Source organism: Marinactinospora endophytica (genome assembly GCF_054780875.1).
Window position 1 is genome coordinate 141,121 of record NZ_BAAGVM010000012.1, and the last position, 17,993, is coordinate 159,113.

At 72.1% G+C, this 17,993-nt stretch carries 18 protein-coding genes; 9 read left to right on the forward strand and 9 right to left on the reverse strand.

All coding sequences use genetic code 11. From position 1 onward, the window contains the following. The first annotated feature begins 94 nt into the window (after positions 1 to 94). Complete coding sequence (locus ACYVHU_RS21080; RefSeq protein ID WP_078759760.1) at positions 95 to 3,049, forward strand: NACHT N-terminal helical domain 7-containing protein; 2,955 nt, start codon at positions 95 to 97, stop codon at positions 3,047 to 3,049. A gap of 25 nt (positions 3,050 to 3,074) precedes the next feature. Here the strand turns inward: ACYVHU_RS21080 and ACYVHU_RS21085 are convergent, their stop codons facing one another. Then, positions 3,075 to 3,848 carry an SIR2 family NAD-dependent protein deacylase gene (locus ACYVHU_RS21085; protein ID WP_498949317.1) on the reverse strand — a complete coding sequence of 258 codons (774 nt, stop codon included), beginning with the start codon at positions 3,846 to 3,848 and terminating at the stop codon, positions 3,075 to 3,077. Positions 3,849 to 3,960: 112 nt separating this feature from the next. Between ACYVHU_RS21085 and ACYVHU_RS21090 the strand changes: the two genes are divergently transcribed. Both ACYVHU_RS21090 and ACYVHU_RS21095 read left to right on the forward strand, forming a co-directional pair. After that, positions 3,961 to 4,839: a sulfotransferase gene (locus ACYVHU_RS21090; protein WP_078759762.1), complete on the forward strand. Its 879-nt coding sequence runs from the start codon at positions 3,961 to 3,963 to the stop codon at positions 4,837 to 4,839. A gap of 73 nt (positions 4,840 to 4,912) precedes the next feature. Continuing rightward, positions 4,913 to 5,071 carry a hypothetical protein gene (locus ACYVHU_RS21095; RefSeq protein ID WP_200813477.1) on the forward strand — a complete coding sequence of 53 codons (159 nt, stop codon included), beginning with the start codon at positions 4,913 to 4,915 and terminating at the stop codon, positions 5,069 to 5,071. A 58-nt stretch (positions 5,072 to 5,129) separates the two neighbouring features. Here ACYVHU_RS21095 and ACYVHU_RS21100 read toward each other — a convergent pair whose 3' ends face one another. Beyond that, positions 5,130 to 5,960 (reverse strand): aldo/keto reductase, encoded by an 831-nt coding sequence (locus ACYVHU_RS21100; RefSeq protein WP_078759763.1) that lies wholly within the window; start codon positions 5,958 to 5,960, stop codon positions 5,130 to 5,132. Between the two features lie 236 nt (positions 5,961 to 6,196). Between ACYVHU_RS21100 and ACYVHU_RS21105 the strand changes: the two genes are divergently transcribed. Next, positions 6,197 to 6,397, forward strand: coding sequence for a hypothetical protein (locus ACYVHU_RS21105; RefSeq protein WP_078759764.1), 201 nt, complete (start codon positions 6,197 to 6,199; stop codon positions 6,395 to 6,397). 19 nt (positions 6,398 to 6,416) lie between these two features. On the opposite strand, the gene ACYVHU_RS21110 is transcribed toward ACYVHU_RS21105, so the two are convergent. The 4 genes from ACYVHU_RS21110 to ACYVHU_RS21125 form a co-directional block, all read right to left on the reverse strand. Further along, a complete protein-coding gene (locus ACYVHU_RS21110; RefSeq protein ID WP_432941392.1) occupies positions 6,417 to 6,596 on the reverse strand; it encodes a hypothetical protein in 180 nt (59 codons plus the stop codon). A 136-nt stretch (positions 6,597 to 6,732) separates the two neighbouring features. Further along, complete coding sequence (locus ACYVHU_RS21115; RefSeq protein WP_235000633.1) at positions 6,733 to 7,551, reverse strand: SigB/SigF/SigG family RNA polymerase sigma factor; 819 nt, start codon at positions 7,549 to 7,551, stop codon at positions 6,733 to 6,735. Between the two features lie 236 nt (positions 7,552 to 7,787). Next, on the reverse strand, positions 7,788 to 8,330 hold the full coding sequence (locus ACYVHU_RS21120; protein ID WP_078759765.1) for a DUF7144 family membrane protein: 543 nt from the start codon (positions 8,328 to 8,330) through the stop codon (positions 7,788 to 7,790). Between the two features lie 328 nt (positions 8,331 to 8,658). Further along, the gene (locus ACYVHU_RS21125) at positions 8,659 to 9,744 is read right to left on the reverse strand and encodes a zinc-binding dehydrogenase (RefSeq protein WP_498949318.1); all 1,086 of its coding nucleotides are present in this window, start codon (positions 9,742 to 9,744) and stop codon (positions 8,659 to 8,661) included. Positions 9,745 to 9,854: 110 nt separating this feature from the next. Here ACYVHU_RS21125 and ACYVHU_RS21130 point away from each other — a divergent pair, with 110 nt between their 5' ends. Next, a complete protein-coding gene (locus ACYVHU_RS21130) occupies positions 9,855 to 10,562 on the forward strand; it encodes a helix-turn-helix transcriptional regulator (RefSeq protein WP_498949319.1) in 708 nt (235 codons plus the stop codon). Positions 10,563 to 10,620: 58 nt separating this feature from the next. Here ACYVHU_RS21130 and ACYVHU_RS21135 read toward each other — a convergent pair whose 3' ends face one another. After that, on the reverse strand, positions 10,621 to 12,162 hold the full coding sequence (locus ACYVHU_RS21135) for a long-chain-fatty-acid--CoA ligase (protein WP_078759768.1): 1,542 nt from the start codon (positions 12,160 to 12,162) through the stop codon (positions 10,621 to 10,623). Positions 12,163 to 12,377: 215 nt separating this feature from the next. Here ACYVHU_RS21135 and ACYVHU_RS21140 point away from each other — a divergent pair, with 215 nt between their 5' ends. After that, positions 12,378 to 13,568 carry a glycosyltransferase family protein gene (locus tag ACYVHU_RS21140; RefSeq protein WP_498949320.1) on the forward strand — a complete coding sequence of 397 codons (1,191 nt, stop codon included), beginning with the start codon at positions 12,378 to 12,380 and terminating at the stop codon, positions 13,566 to 13,568. Positions 13,569 to 13,682: 114 nt separating this feature from the next. On the opposite strand, the gene ACYVHU_RS21145 is transcribed toward ACYVHU_RS21140, so the two are convergent. Together ACYVHU_RS21145 and ACYVHU_RS21150 are read right to left on the reverse strand one after the other, a co-directional pair. Next, entirely contained in the window at positions 13,683 to 13,835 is a 153-nt protein-coding gene (locus ACYVHU_RS21145; RefSeq protein WP_159457192.1) for a hypothetical protein, read from the reverse strand. 166 nt (positions 13,836 to 14,001) lie between these two features. Continuing rightward, complete coding sequence (locus tag ACYVHU_RS21150; protein ID WP_078759771.1) at positions 14,002 to 14,232, reverse strand: hypothetical protein; 231 nt, start codon at positions 14,230 to 14,232, stop codon at positions 14,002 to 14,004. 466 nt (positions 14,233 to 14,698) lie between these two features. On the opposite strand from ACYVHU_RS21150, the gene ACYVHU_RS21155 reads away from it, so the two are divergent. The 3 genes from ACYVHU_RS21155 to ACYVHU_RS21165 all read left to right on the forward strand — a co-directional run bounded on the left by ACYVHU_RS21155 (position 14,699) and on the right by ACYVHU_RS21165 (position 17,924). Beyond that, complete coding sequence (locus ACYVHU_RS21155) at positions 14,699 to 15,796, forward strand: ABC transporter substrate-binding protein (protein WP_498949321.1); 1,098 nt, start codon at positions 14,699 to 14,701, stop codon at positions 15,794 to 15,796. 313 nt (positions 15,797 to 16,109) lie between these two features. Beyond that, a complete protein-coding gene (locus ACYVHU_RS21160) occupies positions 16,110 to 16,688 on the forward strand; it encodes an RDD family protein (RefSeq protein ID WP_432941405.1) in 579 nt (192 codons plus the stop codon). Positions 16,689 to 17,072: 384 nt separating this feature from the next. Then, positions 17,073 to 17,924 (forward strand): metallophosphoesterase family protein, encoded by an 852-nt coding sequence (locus tag ACYVHU_RS21165; protein ID WP_078759774.1) that lies wholly within the window; start codon positions 17,073 to 17,075, stop codon positions 17,922 to 17,924. Positions 17,925 to 17,993: the final 69 nt, after the last annotated feature.

A 17,993-nucleotide genomic window follows, 5' to 3' on the forward strand; every position in this document is an offset into this window, starting at 1 on the left:
AAAACCACCGGCAACCCCCTGACGGGACGGGGGTGCAGGCGTCAGGATGGTCACGGCGTTCATCTCCGGATCCCGGTGACCCCTCGGTGGTGCCATGCGCGAGCCCGTCCGTTATTCCGACGCGATCCGTTTCCTCGGGGCCGACGAGGAGCGGGTGATCCACCTCATCGACCGTCTCGCCCGCGGTGAGGAGACCGACCTTCTCGCCGCCCGTACCGACCTCGTGCGCTTCGCGCACCGGGCGGTGAACCGTCTGGAGCGCGAGGCGCACCGGCTCGGCCGGTTGGAGCGCACGCGGCGCATCGCCGCGGCGCACACCGCGATCGTGGTGACCGCGTTCTTCGAGGCCCTGGACGACACCGAGCTGCCGTTCGAGCTCAACGGCCCGGGGACCGGCCTGGACGCCGCGACCGTCGACGCCTCCAGCCCCCGTCACCTCGGCGAGTTCGTGATGCTGTTGGTGGGGTCGGCGCCGCCGCTGCCCCGTCCGCAACGTCCCCCCGGTGACGCCCGCGCCCGGGTGCGCCGCTTCTACGCGCGGCGCTGCAAACAGCTCCCCGCCGTGGTGCGGCGGATGCCGATGTGGGAGGAGCTGGGCGAGGCCTACCGCAGCGCGATCGCCGACCGGCTCGGTTCCGGCCTGGCCGACCGCTGCCTGCTGCGTTACGAGGAGCTGCGCGACAAGCTCGCGGCGGGTTTCCCGGAGTTCGGGGCGTGGGCGAACCTCCACATCGAACGGCAGCGGCACGCCGCCCTGCCGGAGGCCGCGAGCGGGCTCGTCCGGTTGCGCAACCGTCTGCAGTCGATCAGCACGGGCGGCACCCCGTCGCCCGAGCGAGCGAAGGCGGCCCGGGACCACCGTGAGCGCCTCGTCGCCCCCGTCGCGGCGCTCGCCCCCGGGGCGACGGCGGTCCACCTTCCGCCGCTCGGCATCGCCTACGTCGATCCCCGCTTCCGCGCCGCCGAGATCGGGCCGGCCGCGCGGCCCCACGACCCCGAGTGGTGGGAGACGGCCTCGCGGGTACGCGACGACCTGGCGGAGTTCCTTCTGGGCCACCTGACCTCTCCCCGGGCGTTGAGCGCGCCGCTGGTCGTCCTCGGCCCCTCGGGTTGCGGAAAGACCGCGTTGACCCACGTGCTGGCGGCCCGCCTTCCCGAGGCCGACTTCGCGGTGGTGCGGGTCGCGGCGCACGAGCTCGCCCCCGGGGACGGCACCGCCGAGATCACCGGGCGGCTGCGCGGTGTCGTCGACCCGGTCCTGGAGGAGTCCGCGCGCGGGGACGGCGCGTTGCCCGTGCTCGTCCTGGATGGTCTGGAGGAGTTGACCAGCCGCGCCACCGTGTCGCGTTCGGAGCTGCTGGAACGGCTGTCACGCTTCCAGCGGGAGCGGGCCGGTGGTGACGCCCCCGTGGTGATCGTGGTGACCTGCCGCGACCTGACGGCGGTCCGGGTGCGTTTCCCTGCCGGCAGCGTCGCGGTGCGTCTGGAGGACTTCACCGACGATCAGATCGCCGCGTGGCTGGACACCTGGAACCGGGTCAACGCCGGCTACTTCAGCCATAACGGGGTGGCCCCCTTGGACATCGAGGCCCTCACCCCCCACCTGGGGTTGGCGCGCAGGCCGATGCTCCTGCTGCTGCTCGCCCTCTACGACGGTGTCGGCAACGCGCTGCGCCGGCTGTCGGCACCCCTGCGCGAGACCGTGCTCTACGAGCGCTGGCTTCGCCGGCTCGCCGAGAGCGCCGACCGCGCCGACCCCCGTGTGACCGGCCGCCCTCCCGAAGCCGACACCGACCCGCCCGTGCGCACCGGCCGGATCGAGCGCGCCCTGCTCACCACGTCGCTGATGGCGTTCTCCATGTTCAACCGCGGGGGCTGGCACGCGCCGGCCGAGGTGATCGCCGAGGACCGCTCCCGGCTGCTGCACTGGCCGCCGCACTGTGCCCCGCCCCTGGATCCGGCCCGGATGGGCTGCGCCGTCCCCGCCGACGGCCCCGTGGGACGGCTGTCGTTCACCCACCCGGCGCTCGGCGAGTACCTGGTGGCCCGTCTCGTCGCCGAGGAGTTGGCCGACCTGGCCGAGGCCCGGGTCCGCGACCTGCGCGCGATCCGGCCATCGCCACCCGACGACATGTTCCTGCGCGCGTTGCTGTCCTTCACTCCGCTGTCGGTGTCGGGCGAGATACCGAGGTTCCTCACCGAACGGCTGTCGCTCCTGGCTCCGGGGATCCGCGACGAGCTGCGCATCGTCCTGGCCGAACTGTTACGCGGCCCCGGCGTGGCCCACCACGACCACCCCTATGGGGGCTACGCACCGGTTCCCGCCAGTGTGGCCGCGCGTGAGGCCGCCTACACCGCCAACCTGATGCTGGCCCTGGTCGCCGTCCACGGCGGGGCGGTCCCCCTGCGCGACCTGTTCGGCGCCGACGCCGTGCGGCGCTGGCGCCGCCACGCCCACCTGTGGAAGTCCCAGCTTCCCCCGGAACAGTGGGTGAGCCTGGTGTATGCGCTGGAGGTGCGGGAGGGCCATGACGGGCTGACCGTAGGCCCCGGCGCCGTCTGCGCCGCGGGGTGCGCCGGCACGCCCCCGAGCGCGCAGACCGACCTGGAGTTCGTGGCCCGCGAGTGCGCTCTGCTCGCCGACTCCGGCACCCAGCGCCTCGTGCACGCCCTGGAACCGTTGGTGCGCGTCTTCGGCGGGGACGTGACCGCGCGACGTGACGACGCGCCCTCGGACGCGCACGTCCTGATGACGCTGGCGTTCGGTCCCGTGGACGGTGGTGACGACGTGCTGGTCGCCGCCTATGAGCGGGCGTTCGAACTGGCCGACGGTCTCGACTCCGACGAGCGACTGCGTTTCCAGGTGTTCGTCTTGCGCCAGTTGCGCGGTCACGCCCACCGGCTCGGCGCGCGGCTGGTCCCGCTTCTGGCCCGCCATGTCCGCCCCATCGGCGTGGCCAAGGGGGCGCGCGCGTCGGTGCGCCGCCTCGCCCAGGAACACAACGACCACGTCGAGGCGGTCCGCGCGGTGCTGGCGGGACGGTGGTGAGCGGCCCGCTCCACCGCCCGCCGTCTCAGCCCGCGTCGCCGAGGATCCGGCGCGCCAGTTCGGGCAGCACCCGTCCGATGGGGTCGCGCAGCAGCGCGTCGGCCACCTCGTCGTAGGGGGTGGGCTGGGCGTTGACGATCACCAGCCCGGCTCCCCCTTCTACCGCGAGGTCGCACAGGCCGGCGACCGGATGTACCGACAGCGACGTGCCGACGGCGAGGAACAGGTCGCACTCCTGCGCGGCGTCGATGGCTGCCTGGAGCACGTCCTCCCGCAACCGCTGTCCGAAAGAGATCGTGTCGGCCTTCTGGATGCCGCCGCAGCGTCGGCACTTCGGGTCGGACTCCTCCTCCAACCGCTCCAGGACCTCGGGGGTGGGAGTGCGCAGTCCACAGGCCAGGCACACGACCCGGTGGATGGTGCCGTGGACCTCGATGACGTGGTCGGGGTCGGTTCCGGCCTGCTGGTGGAGACCGTCGATGTTCTGGGTGACGAGCGCGTGCAGCCGGCCGGCCCGGTTGAGGTCGGCCAGCGCGCGGTGCGCGGCGTTGGGCTCGGCCTCCCAGATCGGGCTGGCGCGCCGCATCTGCCAGACCCTGCGGCGCACGTCGGCGTCGGAACGGTAGACGTCGATGTCGAACAGCGCCGCCGCCCCCGGGTCGGTGGTCCACACTCCTTGCGGTCCGCGGAAGTCGGGGATGCCGGACTCCGTGGAGATCCCGGCGCCAGTGAGCACCGTCACGCGGTCGCTGTCGGCGAGCCAGGCGGCGACGTCGGCGATACCCGAGGTGGAAGTCATGTTTCCCCGCATCCGTGTGGGCGTGCGATGTCCGCCCATTCTGTCAGTGCCCGCGCGACCGACGATGCCGCTACTGCAAAGCCCCACGAACAGTGCCAAAATCGACCTACTCATGAAACAGCCGCCATACATCCTCGTGGTCAACGGCACGAAGGTCCGCCGCCCCGTCTTCGTGCTGGGCGCCCCGCATTCGGGGGTCGACCTGGTCGCCCGCGCGCTCGGCCGGGTTCCCGGCTTCCACCTCACCTCGGGCCAGCCCAGTGTGTTGCACGCCGTCTACGCCTTCGCGCGGCGGCCCTCCATCGCGGAGGAACGGCGTTCGGGCGCCGCGACGCTGGTGCGGGACGCCTTCGCCGAGGCATGGCAGCTCACCCCCTTCACCTGTCCTCGCTGCCCCGACGAGAACGTCGCGGCGCGTGACGCCGCACGGCCGTGCCGCCACGCGGGAAAGGCGAACCGTTTCGGCGACGCCAGCCCCGACCTGCTCTACAGCGCCGCCGCCCTACGCGACGCCTTCGACGACGCGCTCTTCGTCCAGATCATCCGGGACGGCAGGGACGTGGTCGCCGACATGCTGGCCGACGAGCGTTCGCTGGCGTGGTTTCGGCCCGGCATGGCCAACCTGGACGACGAGCTGCCCAACCCCTTCTTCGGTATCGAGACCGAGGAAGAGCGCGACGAGTACCCGAAGCTGTCCCTGGCCGCCAAGAGCGCGTTGCGCTGGCGCGGGGCGGTCCGGATGGCGGCGCGGCTACGCGGCGAACTGGGCCGGGAGCGGCTGTTGACACTGCGTTATGAGGATCTGCCGGGCGGGGAGGTCGAGGCCGCGGAACGGCTGTCGGAGTTCGCCTCGGCCCGGGTCTCGGCGGTGGAGCTGGTTCGGACGGGGTCCGCGGGGATCGGCTCGTGGCGGACGCGGCTGAGCCCGCAGCAGCGGGAGGAGATCCGTTCGACCGCCCACACCGAGCTCTCGCGCCTGGGCTACCTGTGACCGAGCGCCCCGCGGAGGCCGCGACCGCCCACCCCGCTGCCGGCCGGCCCCGGCATTGCCTACGATGGCCGCTATGGGAGCACTCGGAATCGCAGAACTCATCGCCCTGACCGTGATCATGGCGGTCCCCGTCAGCATCTTCGCGGCGGCCGTCGTCTACCTGGTCCGGCTCGCCCGCAAGGGGCCTGAGGCGACGCTCGCCGGCGCCCTGAAGCGCCGCGAACTCGCCTGACGGACACGAAGGGGGCGGGGCCGTGGCATGTGCCACGGCCCCGCCCCCTTCGCCGGGATCAGACCCCGTTGAACGTCACGGGGTCGGGACCGAAACGGCGTCCCGCGTCCAAGGCCGAGATCTCCCCCATCTCGGCCTCGCTCAGCTCGAAGCCGAAGACGTTGAAGTTGGCGCGGATGCGCTCGGGTGTGACGGACTTGGGGATGGCGATGTTGCCGAGCTGGAGGTGCCAGCGCAGGATCACCTGGGCGGGGGTGTGTCCGTGCGCCTCGGCGATACGACCGATCACCGGGTCGTCGAGGAGGTGTCCCTGGCCCAGGGGGCTCCACGCCTCGGTCGCGATGCCGTTGCGGGCGTGGAAGTCGCGCAGCTCGGTCTGCACGAGGTTGGGGTGCAGCTCGATCTGGTTGACCGCCGGGACGATGCCGCCCTCGTCCATGATCCGGCGCAGGTTGTCGACGGTGAAGTTGGAGACCCCGATCGCCCGGACGCGCCCGTCGACGTAGAGCCGTTCCAGGGCCTTCCAGGTCTCGACGTAGGTGCCGCGCTCGGGCAGCGGCCAGTGGATGAGGTAGAGGTCCAAGACGTCGAGGCCCAACCGCTCCATCGTGGCGTCGAAGGCCCGCATCGTCGTGTCGTAGCCCTGGTCGCTGTTCCACAGCTTCGAGGTGACGAAGACCTCGCTCCGCTCCAGCCCGGAGGCGCGGATCGCCTCGCCGACCCCGCGCTCGTTTCCGTAGGCCGCGGCGGTGTCGATGCTGCGGTAGCCGGTCTCCAGGGCGACCCGGACGGGCTCCACCACCTCGGCGTCGTCCACCTGCCAGACCCCGAAACCCAGCTGCGGAATGCGCACGCCGTTGTTCAGGGTGATGTCGGGGACGGTCGTCATGAGAAATCCACCTCGTTGATCCACGATCCTTTGCCTCCGGGGCAAACCCGGCTCGTGGGCACGGCATTCCCGCTTCGCCGCTATCGTGACGGGCCTCACCCGGCCGGAGGTTCCGCTACCCCGGACGGACCGTTTCCAAAGCAGTCCGGAACTCTTCTAGACCTGTCCTTGACCACGTCTGGGGGCTGCGCGTGTAACCCTGGGACCGCACCCGAAAGCTCACGGAAGGTCCCTTCATGCCCACCTCGACCATTCCTCCCGAACTTCGGCTGGCCCTGCTGTGGGCCGGCCCCGACGCCGTGGTCGCGCGCCGCCACGACGGCGCACTGGAGATCGACCGGCGCCACCGCGTGACACTCGACGCCGTCGTCTACACCCAAGACCAGCTCATCGACGACGGGATCCAGGACCTGTTGGAATGGCAGCCTCCGGCGTGAGCCGCGGACCGCGACGGTCTCAGGAGCGCCCGGTGTCGCCCCCGCGTTCCATCCCCACGCGTCTGATCGCCTCGACCAGCCCCACCACCCCCGGATGGAGCGGCTCCCGCTGGATCAGCCGGGCCGCGCGGTCCAGCAACTCGTCGTCGTCCAGGTCCTCCCAAGCGGTCTCGCAGGTCTCGCCGGTCTCGCCGTCCACAGGACCCCTTTCACCAACCGTCATCATCGCCCGCACGCGCGAGGCATTGCGCCCCACCCCCGACCGGGCCACCGGCCTCGCGGGCCGGCCGTCCCGCCGCCGGACGATTCTCCCTCGCGCGTGTCAGAAGGCCACCCTAACGGCTCATCTCGGCGCGTAGCCGGGCAAGGGCCTTGGACAACAGCCGGGAGACGTGCATCTGGGAGATGCCCATCAGCCCGGCGATCTCGCTTTGGGTCTTGTTTCCGAAGAAGCGCAGCAGGAGGATCTTGAGCTCTCGGGCGGGCAGGCTCTCCAGCGCGGCGGCGAGCGCCTCGCGGTCGACGACGTTCTCCAGGTTCAGGTCGATCTCGCCCTGGACGTCGGCGAGGGTCACCGGCTCCTCGTTCTCGCCGACCGGAACGTCCAGCGACATCGCGCTGTAGGCCGATGCCGCGATGATGACCTCGCCGGCCTCCTCCTCATCGAGTTCCAGCGCCTTGCCGATCTCGGCGGTGGTCGGAGCGCGGCCGGTGCGCTGGGCGAAGTCGGCGGTGAACCGGTTGAGTTCGGAGCGCTTCTCCTGGAGTCTGCGCGGCACGTGCACCGCCCAGGTGCGGTCGCGGAAGTGCCGCTTGATCTCGCCGAGCACCATCGGCGTGGCATAGGCCAGGAAGGGACGCCCGACGGAGGGGTCGAACCCCTGGATGGCTTTGACCAGGCCCAGCATGCCCGCCTGGACGATGTCCTCCAGCGGTTCCCCACGGTTGCGGTACCGGCGGGCCTGCTGCATGACGAAGGAGCTGTAGTGCTCCACGATGCGGCGCTGGAGGTCCTCCCGGTCAGGGTGGTCGTGCGGGAGGGCCGCGAAGGCCGCCAGCAGCTCGTCGGTCTCGGCTCTCCGCTGTTCGAGAACGGAGATCTCACGGTGGTCATCCACCACGGGTCGGGTGGAGACGGCTCCGGGAATCGACACGATGTCCCCTTTCTCATCTGACGAACGCAGGTTCAAGGCCACCCTGTCGGACCCACCCCAGCGATCCCCGGAGATTTCCCCTCCAAACCGCGTCCCGTCCCACGGCCCCCTCACCACGGCGTGACCCTCGTCTCCCTCCAGCGGCGGGACCAGGGGGAACACCGAGGGCGCGGGCGCCCGCGCCCACCCAGGGGAACCGGTCCGGGGGACGGGACCGTCTCATCCTGCCGGGCCGCTCATCCTTCCCGGCCTCCTTGCGTTTCCTGCCGCTCGCGGTCCCCCGCCCGTGGCGCGGGGGCCCCGCGCCCCGCGTGCCGGGGAGCGCGGCGTCCACCGGCCGTCGCCCCGCCCGACTGCGCCGTCTCCTCGCCCCGCGCCGTCTCGGCACCGGCCGGCGCGTCACCGCGCCAGGGCCATCCGGTCGTCACCCCGTAGACGACGAGCACGTCGAGGGCGATCACCACCACCGACCACAACGGGAACGCGGCCAGGAAGGCGAACTGCGCGACGATGTTCAACACCGCCACCACCGCGCAGTACCCGCGCGCCCAGTCCAGCCCCTTCAACAGCGCGTAGGCCCCCACGACGAGCAAGGGACCCCACAGGGTCAAGACGATGCCCCAGAAGACGTACCCGGCGAAGGCGAGCCCTTCTGCGGGGACGGCGTAGTAGTCGGCCGAGAACAGGGCCGTCAGGCCCTGGAGGAAGTTGGCCACCCCCACCGCGAACAGCATCAGCGCCGTGAAGGCGCCCCGGCCGTTGAGGTCGTCCCACGTCATCGCCGTCCCCCGTTCCTGCCACGGTCATCCGGCACCGTCCGGGACCTTGCGGGTGCCGGACACCGGGGAAGGGGCGATGCCGGCCGTGCCGTCCCGGCCGGTCGCCCTCCGAAGGGCCGTCGCGTCCCTCCCCGGCCGCGAGGCCGTTACGCCGGCCCCGCGCGCCTGTCGAACGCATACCCGTCCCCCCTCCCCCGGGGAAACCTCCAGGAGGGCGGAGCATACGCAGAAGAGACCGCCGACAGGCCGCGCGTTGACCCGCGGGACGCACTTGACCACCGGAACTTTGCCGGGGACGGGTGCGGTCTTGCCCGGCCCCGGACACGGATCAGGGCGTGAGGACCAGCCGGATGGGGTTGCCCTCCTTGCGCAGCAGCCGCTCCACCGCCCGGTCCGCCTCCGCCAGCGGCAGGACCTCGCTGACCGACCGGGAGAACTCCAACCGGTGCCGGCGGGTCAGCTCCACCAACTGGGTCAGGTGCTCCTCGGAGGAGCCGTAGTGCCCCCGGATCTGCTGCTGGAAGTAGCTGAAGGTGGTCCCGTTGCGGATCTCCAGCGGCCTGTCGGTCAGGCCCACGAGGACGAGCCGACCCCCGGGCCCGAGACAGGCCACCGCCTGCTCGCGCACCGCGGCCACCCCGGCGAAGTCGAAGGCGACGGCCAGTCCGGCCCCGCCGGTCTCGGCACGCACCCGCTGGGACAGTGACGGGTCGGCGGGATCCAGGGCGACGTCGGCTCCGAACTGGAGGGCGCGCTCCCGCGCCTCGGGCAGCGGATCGATCGCGACGATCGGGGCCGCGCCGACCAGGCGGAGCAGCTGCACGGCGTGCGCCCCCAGCCCGCCCACGCCCCACACGCCGACCGGCTGGGCCGCCCGGACGTCACCGGTCGCGGTCACCGCGGCCCAGGGCGTGGAGACCGCGTCGGGGATGATCGCGGCCTGCTCGAAGGGCAGATCGTCGGGGATGGGCACCAGGGTCGACGCGGTGGCCAGGGCGTACTCGGCCCATCCGCCGTCATAGTCCACACCACGGGTCCAGACCGCTCCCCGGCGCTCCTCCCCCGCCTGTAGGAGGACCCTGTGGCCCGGTTCCCAGCCGGTCACCTCCGGCCCGAGCTCGTCGACCACGCCGGAGACCTCGTGGCCGAGGGTGACCGTGTCGCCCGGCAGCAGCCGGGGCGTCAGGGTGCCGTCGATGAGGTGCACGTCCGACAGGCACACGCCCGCGGCCTTGACCTTGATGCGGACCTGTCCCGGCCCGGGTCGGGGCACGGGAACCTCCTCCAGGGAGAACGTGCGGGTCTTGACGTTGAGCCGTCCGGCGAGCACGGCGATCACCTGTCTTCCGGTCGTGTCGACTGCGGGGTGGTGGACGGCCACCGCGCACGGCGGTGGCGCGGCCGTCCACCCCACCTACTCTCTCCCCACGCGAACAGCGCCCGCCCCCAGGGCCGCTACACGAACATGTAGCGTTGCGGGAGAGATCACCCGCCACCACGAGACCGTCGGAGGGGGCGGAGGACATGCGCGACGAGGACGCCGGGGCCGGTGCCTTCCCGCCCTGGGACGCGATCGACGTCTCCACGACGGACGGTGAGGCCCTACTGTGGCGCAACCGCGCGGCGTTGCTGTTCGACACCCTGCCGGTGCCCGTCGCGGTGTGCTCCGCCGATGGCGTGGTCCTGCTGGCGAACCTGGCGATGGCCGCGGAATGGGGGACCCTTCCAGGACGGCTGAGCGGGCGCAACGCCCTGGATCTGTTCCGGCCCCGCGACAGCGCGCGGATGCGTCCCCTGCTGGACGCGCTCCGGCTGCGGCACAGGGCGCGCTTCTCGATCGACGTGGGCTGGCGCGTGGCCAACGGCAGCGGACGTCACGGCGAACTGACCGTGGACGTCGTCAGTCAGGTCCCGGGGGCCCGGCCCGTCCTGCTGCTGACCCTGCGCGCGGTCTCCGCCTCGGCCGACACCGGCGTGGACGACAGGGCCGGCGGGGTGTCCCGGATCGAGGCGCGGATCCTGGCCGGGGCGGCCCGGGGCGAGACGACCGCGCGGATCGCCGAGGACGTCGGCATGACCGTCGACGGGGTCAACTACCACCTGCGCCGGTTGTCGCGGTTGTGGAACGTGCGCACGCGGACGGCGCTGGTGGCCCGCGCCTATGTGCTGGGGGTCCTCGCCCCGGATGCCTGGCCACCGGTCCCCGTTCAGGAGGCCGGTGACCGCGCGTAGCGTCCGGGCGGGGGATCCGGCGCCCCGCGGCGCCGGCGATGGGGGGCGAAATGCCGGATCAGCGCAGTTCGCGCTTGAGGATCTTGCCCGTGGCGTTCATCGGAAGCTCGTCGCGGAACTCCACGATGCGCGGGTACTTGTAGGCGGCCATCCGCTCCTTGCTCCAGGCGATCAGCTCCTCCTCGGTGAGGGAGGCACCGGGCGTGCGGATCACGTAGGCCTTGATCTCCTCGCCGTGGGAGTCGTGGGGGACGCCCACCACCGCCGCGAGCGAGACCTCCTCGTGCGTCAACAGGACCTCCTCGATCTCGCGGGGGTAGACGTTGAACCCGCCGCGGATGATCATGTCCTTGGCCCGGTCGACGATGGTGTAGTAGCCGTCCTCGTCCCGTGTGGCGATGTCACCGGTACGGAGCCAGCCGTCCCTCATCACCTGGGCCGTGGCCTCCGGACGGTTGTAGTAGCCCTTCATCACGTTGTGGCCGCGGATCGCGATCTCGCCCGGCCCCTCGCCCTCGATCGTGTTCCACTCCGCGTCGACCAGCCGCATCTCCACCCCCCAGATGGGGAAGCCGATCGTGCCGGGCTTGGTCGGCCGGTGCATCTGGTTGAAGCTCGCCGTCGGCGAGGTCTCCGACAGTCCGTAGCCCTCCAGGACCTGCACGCCGAAGGTCCGGTTGAAGTCCTTGAGGACCTCGACCGGCAGCGCGGAACCACCGGAGACCGCCGATCTCAGCGTCTGGGGCACTTCGGCGTCGCCGGCGTGGACCGCGGAGAGCATGGCCCAGTACATGGTCGGCACGCCCGCGAAGGTGGTCACCTTCTCCCGGCGCATCAGCTCCAGCGCGCCGACCGGCTCGAACCTCGGCATCAGCACCAGGGTGCCGGCCCGAAGCATGCTCACGTTCATGACCGAGCTCTGCCCGAAGGAGTGGAACAGCGGCAGGACCGCCAGGGCGACGTCACCGCCCTCCTCTCTCGGGATCATCCCGTCGGAGACCATGGCGTTCATCAGCATGTTCAGGTGGCTCAGCTCGGCCCCTTTGGGCCGGCCGGTGGTCCCGCTGGTGTAGAGGATGACCGCGGTGTCCTCGGCCGAGGTCCGAACGGTGTCGAAGCCGGTCTCCATGCCCTGGAGCGCCGCCCACAGGGTCTCGGCCCCGTCGACGGAGGAGGTCGTGGCCAGCGCCGTGGCCGGCAGCACGAAGAAGTGTTCGGCCTTCGTGGCCTGCGCGAAGCCCTCGAACCCGCGCTGACCGAGGGGAAGCTCGGGGGTGCCCTCGAAGCAGAAGAAGGCCTTGGCGTCGGAGTCGTCCAGGTGGTAGGCGATCTCCGCCGGCTGGAGCAGCACGTTGAGGGGCACCACCACCGCCCCGGCCTTGAGGATCCCGTAGTAGACGAAGGGGAAGTAGGGGAGGTTGGGGCAGGCGAGGGCGACCTTGTCCCCCGGTCCGATCCCGCGCGCGACGAGCAGGTTGGCCACCTGGGCCGCGATGGCGTCCACCAGGGAGTAGGGGAGGCGTTGGTCGCCGAAGACGAGCGCGGTGCGATCCGGGTACTGGCGGGCGCTGTCCTCCAGAACGGTCGCCAGGTTCACCATGGGCGTGTCCTCCTCCGAACGGGCCTCCTGTGTTGTGCGTCATACTCACAGATCCTGAAACCGACCGGTAGGTATGCGAGATCACGAAACGGTGGACATGGCAGCAAAATCAGTCAAATAGGCACGGAGTGTGCGACCTGGCGTCGCCCGGATCCAGCAGTGTGCGCATCGGTGTGCCGGGTAGCGATGGCCACGGGGACACCGAACGGGGGAACATGCGGGTACTACGCCTGTGCTCGGTCTTTGAGACACCACCGGAGGCGCTGTCGGGACGGGGACGCGCGTTCGACCCCGTCGGGGGCATGCAGAACCACGCCGCCCGGCTCAGCGAGGAACTCGACAGGCACGGAGTCGTCCAGACGATCGTCACGACCCGCCCTCCCGGCACACCCGCGCGTCAGCGCTTCGGCCGGCACGGCCGGGTGATACGCCTGGGGCTGCCCCTGCCGTGGGCGCGACAGGGGTACGCGCTTCCGGCCGCCGCCCTCCTGCCCCGACTAGCGGAGAACGCCGATCTGGTCCACGTCCATCTGGGAGAGGACATCGCCGCGGCCCCGCTCGCCCTGCTGACGGCCCGCGCGCGGCGGCTCCCCCTCGTCATGACCGTGCACTGCAGCGTCCGGCACACCGTGAGCGTCCACGGCCCCCGTTCGGCCCTCCTCAAGGTCCTGGGCGGCCGGGCCGAGGCCGCGGCGGCGAGCAAGGCCGCCGCCGTCATCGTCCTCACCGAACGCGGCGCGCGCCTGACCCGCGTCCACGGCACCGATCCCGCCAGAATCCACGTCATCCCGTCGGGGGTGGCCGAGGACGAGTTCGCCGACGCGGCCGGCTGCCCCGACGGGCTGGAGGAGCCGTCCGGCTCCTACGTCCTGTACCTGGGCCGCCTCCACCACGAGAAGGGCGTGCACACGCTGATACGCGCCTTCTCCCTGCTCGGTGACCGCGACACCCGTCTCGTCGTGGCCGGCGACGGCCCCGCCCGCGCGGAGCTGCGTTCCCTCTCCGCTCGGCTGGGGCTCTCCTCCCGGGTGCGCTTCCTCGGTTTCGTGCCGCACGCGCGGGTGCCGGCCCTCCTCTCCGGCGCCGCCCTGCTCGCACTCCCCTCGCGCTACGAGGAGCTGGGCACGGCCGCGGTCGAGGCGATGCGCGTCGGCGTGCCGGTGGTGGCGACCGACACCGGCGGTCTGCCGGAGGTCGTCGAGAACGGGGTCACCGGTCTGTTGGTGCCGGTGGACGCCGAGCGCGCCCTGGCCGACGCCCTGGCCCGCCTGCTCGACGACGCCCCCGCGCGGATCCGCATGGGGCGGGCCGCTCGCCGCCGCGCGGCGGGGTACCGCTGGGACCGACTGGCCCCGCGTGTCCTGTCGGTCTACGACTCCGTGCTCTCTCCCGCGCCCGCCACCTGACCCCGTGGAACCGCCGGGGGCACCCGCCCCTCTTCCGCCGGTGGGCAGGGATCGTGCCGACGGTTCCCCGCCAGCCATAGGAGCGAAGCGGAAAAGGAACCGCCAGCCTCGCCATCAACGAGGCGGCACCACCGCGTTGGCCGGTGGTGCCGCCTTGTTACGGCCCGAGGCGTTGCGGCCATTGCGCCACCGCTTGCCGGTCCAGGTGGTGATGCCGCCGATGCGGCACGCCTCGGCGTAGGAGACTTCCTGGTCCAGGAGGCGCAAGTATGCCTCCCGCTCGCGGGCCGGCCTCCTCGGGCCGTGGGGCTCCCGGCGGTCCCGGACCTCGAAGTCGCCCATCCCACCCCTTCACGTGGGGTGCTGCAACGACCACGAGAACCCGGGGCCGGCCGGGGCCCGCTTCCCGTCCGGACGGGCCGGAGCGGTTCCGTCAGCTCGAACCGAGTCCCTGTCCACGGGTCAGCTCGCCCAGGAGTTCGTGGCAGCGCTGCGCGCGCCAGGCGTCCTGCTTGGCGACCTCCTCGAAGAACTCCTGGACGTCGGCGTGCCCTTCGGCGTCGCGGCGGAACCGGTCGTTGTTCTCCGCTCCCTGGAGCGCGTGGTACTGGACGCTGACCAGGTCGAAGACGATGTCGTCGGCCGGGGTGTGCTGCGTGGCCACGATGGACCTCCTCTGTCGTCGGCCTACCGCCCGGGGCGTCCGTTCGTGTGGCGCCCGGGCCTGTCGACGATTCCGCTGCCCCGAACGGCTCCGGCGACACGGGCCGGCGGAAAACCCCTCCACGCCCGCCCGGCCTAGGACCCCAGGGGTGCGACGCCCGGTGTCCGCCCGGTTACCGGACGCCGCACACGACTCCGCTCCCCCGCACATCGGCTTCTACACCCCCGCGCCGACGGACCGACGTCCCCGCCCCTCCCATGACATGTCGAGTCAGCCTAGGCTAACCTAACCATCGGTCCACAGGGGTGGACGTGGCCTGCCGGTTCACCTGCACGGCCACCACGCCCTCCCGGGCCCGCACCGGTCGGCTCCTCCCCACGGACCCGACCTCCCCGAAATCCCCATTCCGGCCCCCTACGCGGACCGACCGGCGGGCCCCCACCGAAGACATCAGGAGAGCACGACGTTGAGCAGAACGACACCGACCGCGCGCCCCCTCCGTGCACGGCGCCGGCCCCTCGGCACGACCGGTCCGGTCCTCCCCCCGATCTCCCGGCGCAGCGCGCTCTTCGGGCTGGGCGGCATCACGGTCCTCGGCATGGTCGGGTGCGCCCCCGAGGACGGAGGCGGAAGCGGGGAGGGCGGCTCCACCCGCAGCATCGAGCACAAGTACGGGACGACCGAGATCTCCGGCGTCCCCTCGCGCGTGGTCACCGTCGGGCTGACCGAACAGGACTACCTGCTCGCCCTCGGTGTCGCCCCCGTGGGCGTGCGCGAGTGGTTCGGCGGTCACGACGGCGCGCTGTGGCCCTGGGCCGCCGACGCCCTCGGCGACGCCGAGCTCCCCGAGGTGCTGCCCGTGGAGTCGCTGAACTTCGAGCAGATCGGCTCCTTGGCCCCCGACCTCATCGTCGGCATCAACTCGGGTCTCACCGAGGACGAGTACTCGACCCTGAGCGGGATCGCGCCCACCGTCGCCCAGCCGGCCGACAAGGCCGACTACGGCGCGACCTGGCAGGAGATCGCCCGCACCATCGGCGTCGCCCTGGACCGCGTCGACGACGCCGAGGCCCTTGTCCAAGACATCGAGCAGCAGTTCGAGGACGTGCGCGCCGAGCACCCCGAGTTCGCCGAGTCCACCGCCCTGCTGGCCACCTCCATCGGCGGCGAGGCCTGGGCCTACGCCGAGGGGCCGGCCCCGGGCTTCCTCACCCAGCTCGGGTTCAAGCTGCCCGAGGAGGCCGCCGCGCTGTTCACCGACGAGAACCGCGAGCCCAAGCAGGTCAGCCTGGAGCAGCTGGAGGTGCTCGAGGCCGACGTCCTGCTGGTGGGCGTGTACGGCGACGAGGAGAACAGCGTCACCAACCAGGCGGTGTTCCAGCGCCTCGACGTCGCCCGCGAGGGCCGCTACCTGACGATGCCGGAGATGAGCCGGATCAACGGCGCGCTGTCGTTCGGGTCCGTGCTGAGCCTGCCCTACGCGCTACAGGAGTTGACGCCGCGCCTGGCCGCCCTGGCCGACGGCGACGACGCCACCGAGGCGGAGCCCATCCCGGCCGAGTAAGGCGGGTCCGCCGCCGGGCGGCCCCGGCGGCGCTTCGCCGGGGCCGCCTCAGCGCGTCCGGCCTCCCGCAGGGTGCGCGCGCCCGAGCCAGCGGGGCCGCGCCGCTGAGGAGGCCCCGCCCATGGGAGGGCCTCGCCGGTCTTCCCGAGGGTGGAGCCCGAGGCCCGCCGCCGTCCCGCTCGCCCGGGCGCCCTCTAGGGACGACCCCGCACCTCGGGATCCCGTGGCGGAGGGCCGAGAACACCGTCGGGCCGCCGCGTCACGGCCATGGTGGAGGATACGGTCCATCCCCGAACGAGAGCGAGGATTCCCCGTGTCCCTTCCCCCCGACCCCCGACGGCAATGGCCGGCCTCCCCGTGGCTCCCCCCGTCCACGGGCGTCCCGCCGGCCTCTCCCGCCCACCCGCCCTTCCCCTCAGGCCCGTGGCCGACCGGCCCCGTCCCCGCCACACCCGGGGCGCGGCTGGCGGCGTGGCTGATCGACACCCTCGTCTGTTCCGGCCTGCTGTTCCTCGCCTACTTCGCGGTGATGCTGACCGGACTGGGGCTGACCCTGGGACTGGGCGTGATCCCCGACAACCAGGTCACGCTCAACCTCTTCCTGGGCGGTGCCGGACTCACCGGCCTGGCCGCCGTCTTCCTCTACCACTGGCTCCCCACCGCCCGCCACGGCCGGACGCTGGGCAAACTCGCCTGCGGGATCAGGGTCGTGGCCGCGACGGGGCGACCGCCCGGAAAGGGGGCCGCGGCGCTGCGCGCCGTCCTCCTCGGTCTGCTCGGCCTTCCCTGCGGGCTGGGCCACCTCGTCAACGGCATCGCGCTGCTCCGCGACGAGCCGACGCACCGGGGGCTGCACGACCGCGCCTGCGGGACACGGGTCGTCAGGAACTGACGGCCCGGCACAGGGGCCGGTCCCCCGGACGGGGCGGGCGGGAGGCGGCGCCCGGCCAGGGCGGGAAAGGGTGGAGGCGTGTCCGCGGTGGCACGGCCCCACCTGTCCCTGTCCCCGCCGAGCCGCGCCCACGGTGTCACCAGCCGGGAGGGGCCGTCCACCGGATCCGGTCCGCCGCGCCGTCCCGGTCCCGCCTCGCAGCTCCCGGCGGGGTCCCCCGCCTCCGCCGGCCTTTCCGGGTCCGGGCGGCCTCGCCCCTGGCGAGGAACGTCCCCGGCCTGCCCCTCCGTTCCCACCGCCTGGGAAAGGATCTATCCGCCGATTAATTTCGTCCGGAAAATGCGAATATCTCCGCTTTGGAGATACCTGAGTATCGTTGGGGCCATGAGCCTTCCCTCCAGCGCCTCCGGGAACCTCCTGGCGGTCAGCGACCTCCACGTCTTCTACCGGGAGAACCGCAAGGTCCTGGAGGAACTCCTCCCCTGGACCCCGAAGGACTGGCTGATCGTCGCCGGCGACGTGGGCGAGCTCAGCACCGACATCGAGTGGGCGCTCGCGACACTCGCCGAGCGTTTCGCCCGGGTCATCTGGGTCCCCGGCAATCACGAGTTGTGGACCCCGCGCGACGACCCGCTCCAACTGCGCGGCGTCCAGCGTTATAACCACCTGGTGAGGCTGTGCCGCGGCCTCGGGATCACCACCCCCGAAGACCCGTTCCCCGTCTGGGCGGGCGCGGGGGGACCGGTGGTCGTGGCCCCGCTCTTCCTGCTGTACGACTACAGCTTCCTCGCGCCGGGGACCACGACGCCCGAGGAGAGCCTGGCCCGGGCCTATGAGACCGGGGTGGTCTGCACCGACGAGATGATGCTGCACCCCGATCCGTATCCGAGTCGAGCGGCCTGGTGCAGGGCCCGTGTGGAGACGACCCGGGACCGTCTCGCTCAAGTAGACCCCGACCTGCCCACCGTCCTGGTCAACCACTGGCCGCTCACCCGCGAACCGACGCGCATCCTGCGCTACCCCGAGTTCGCGCAGTGGTGCGGCACCGAGCACAGCGCCGACTGGCACGTGCGCTTCCGCGCGAAGGCCGTCGTCTACGGGCACCTCCACATCCCCCGGACGACGGTGGAGGACGGCGTCCCCTTCCACGAGGTCTCCATCGGCTACCCGAGGGAGTGGCAGCCGCGCGGCGGCCACCGCGGGCTCCGCCGCATCCTCCCCGCCGAGGGCGCCTGAGCAGAGCCGTCCCCGGCAGGCGGCCCTCCAGCGGTGTCCCGACGCGGTCACCGACCTGGACGCGCTCTT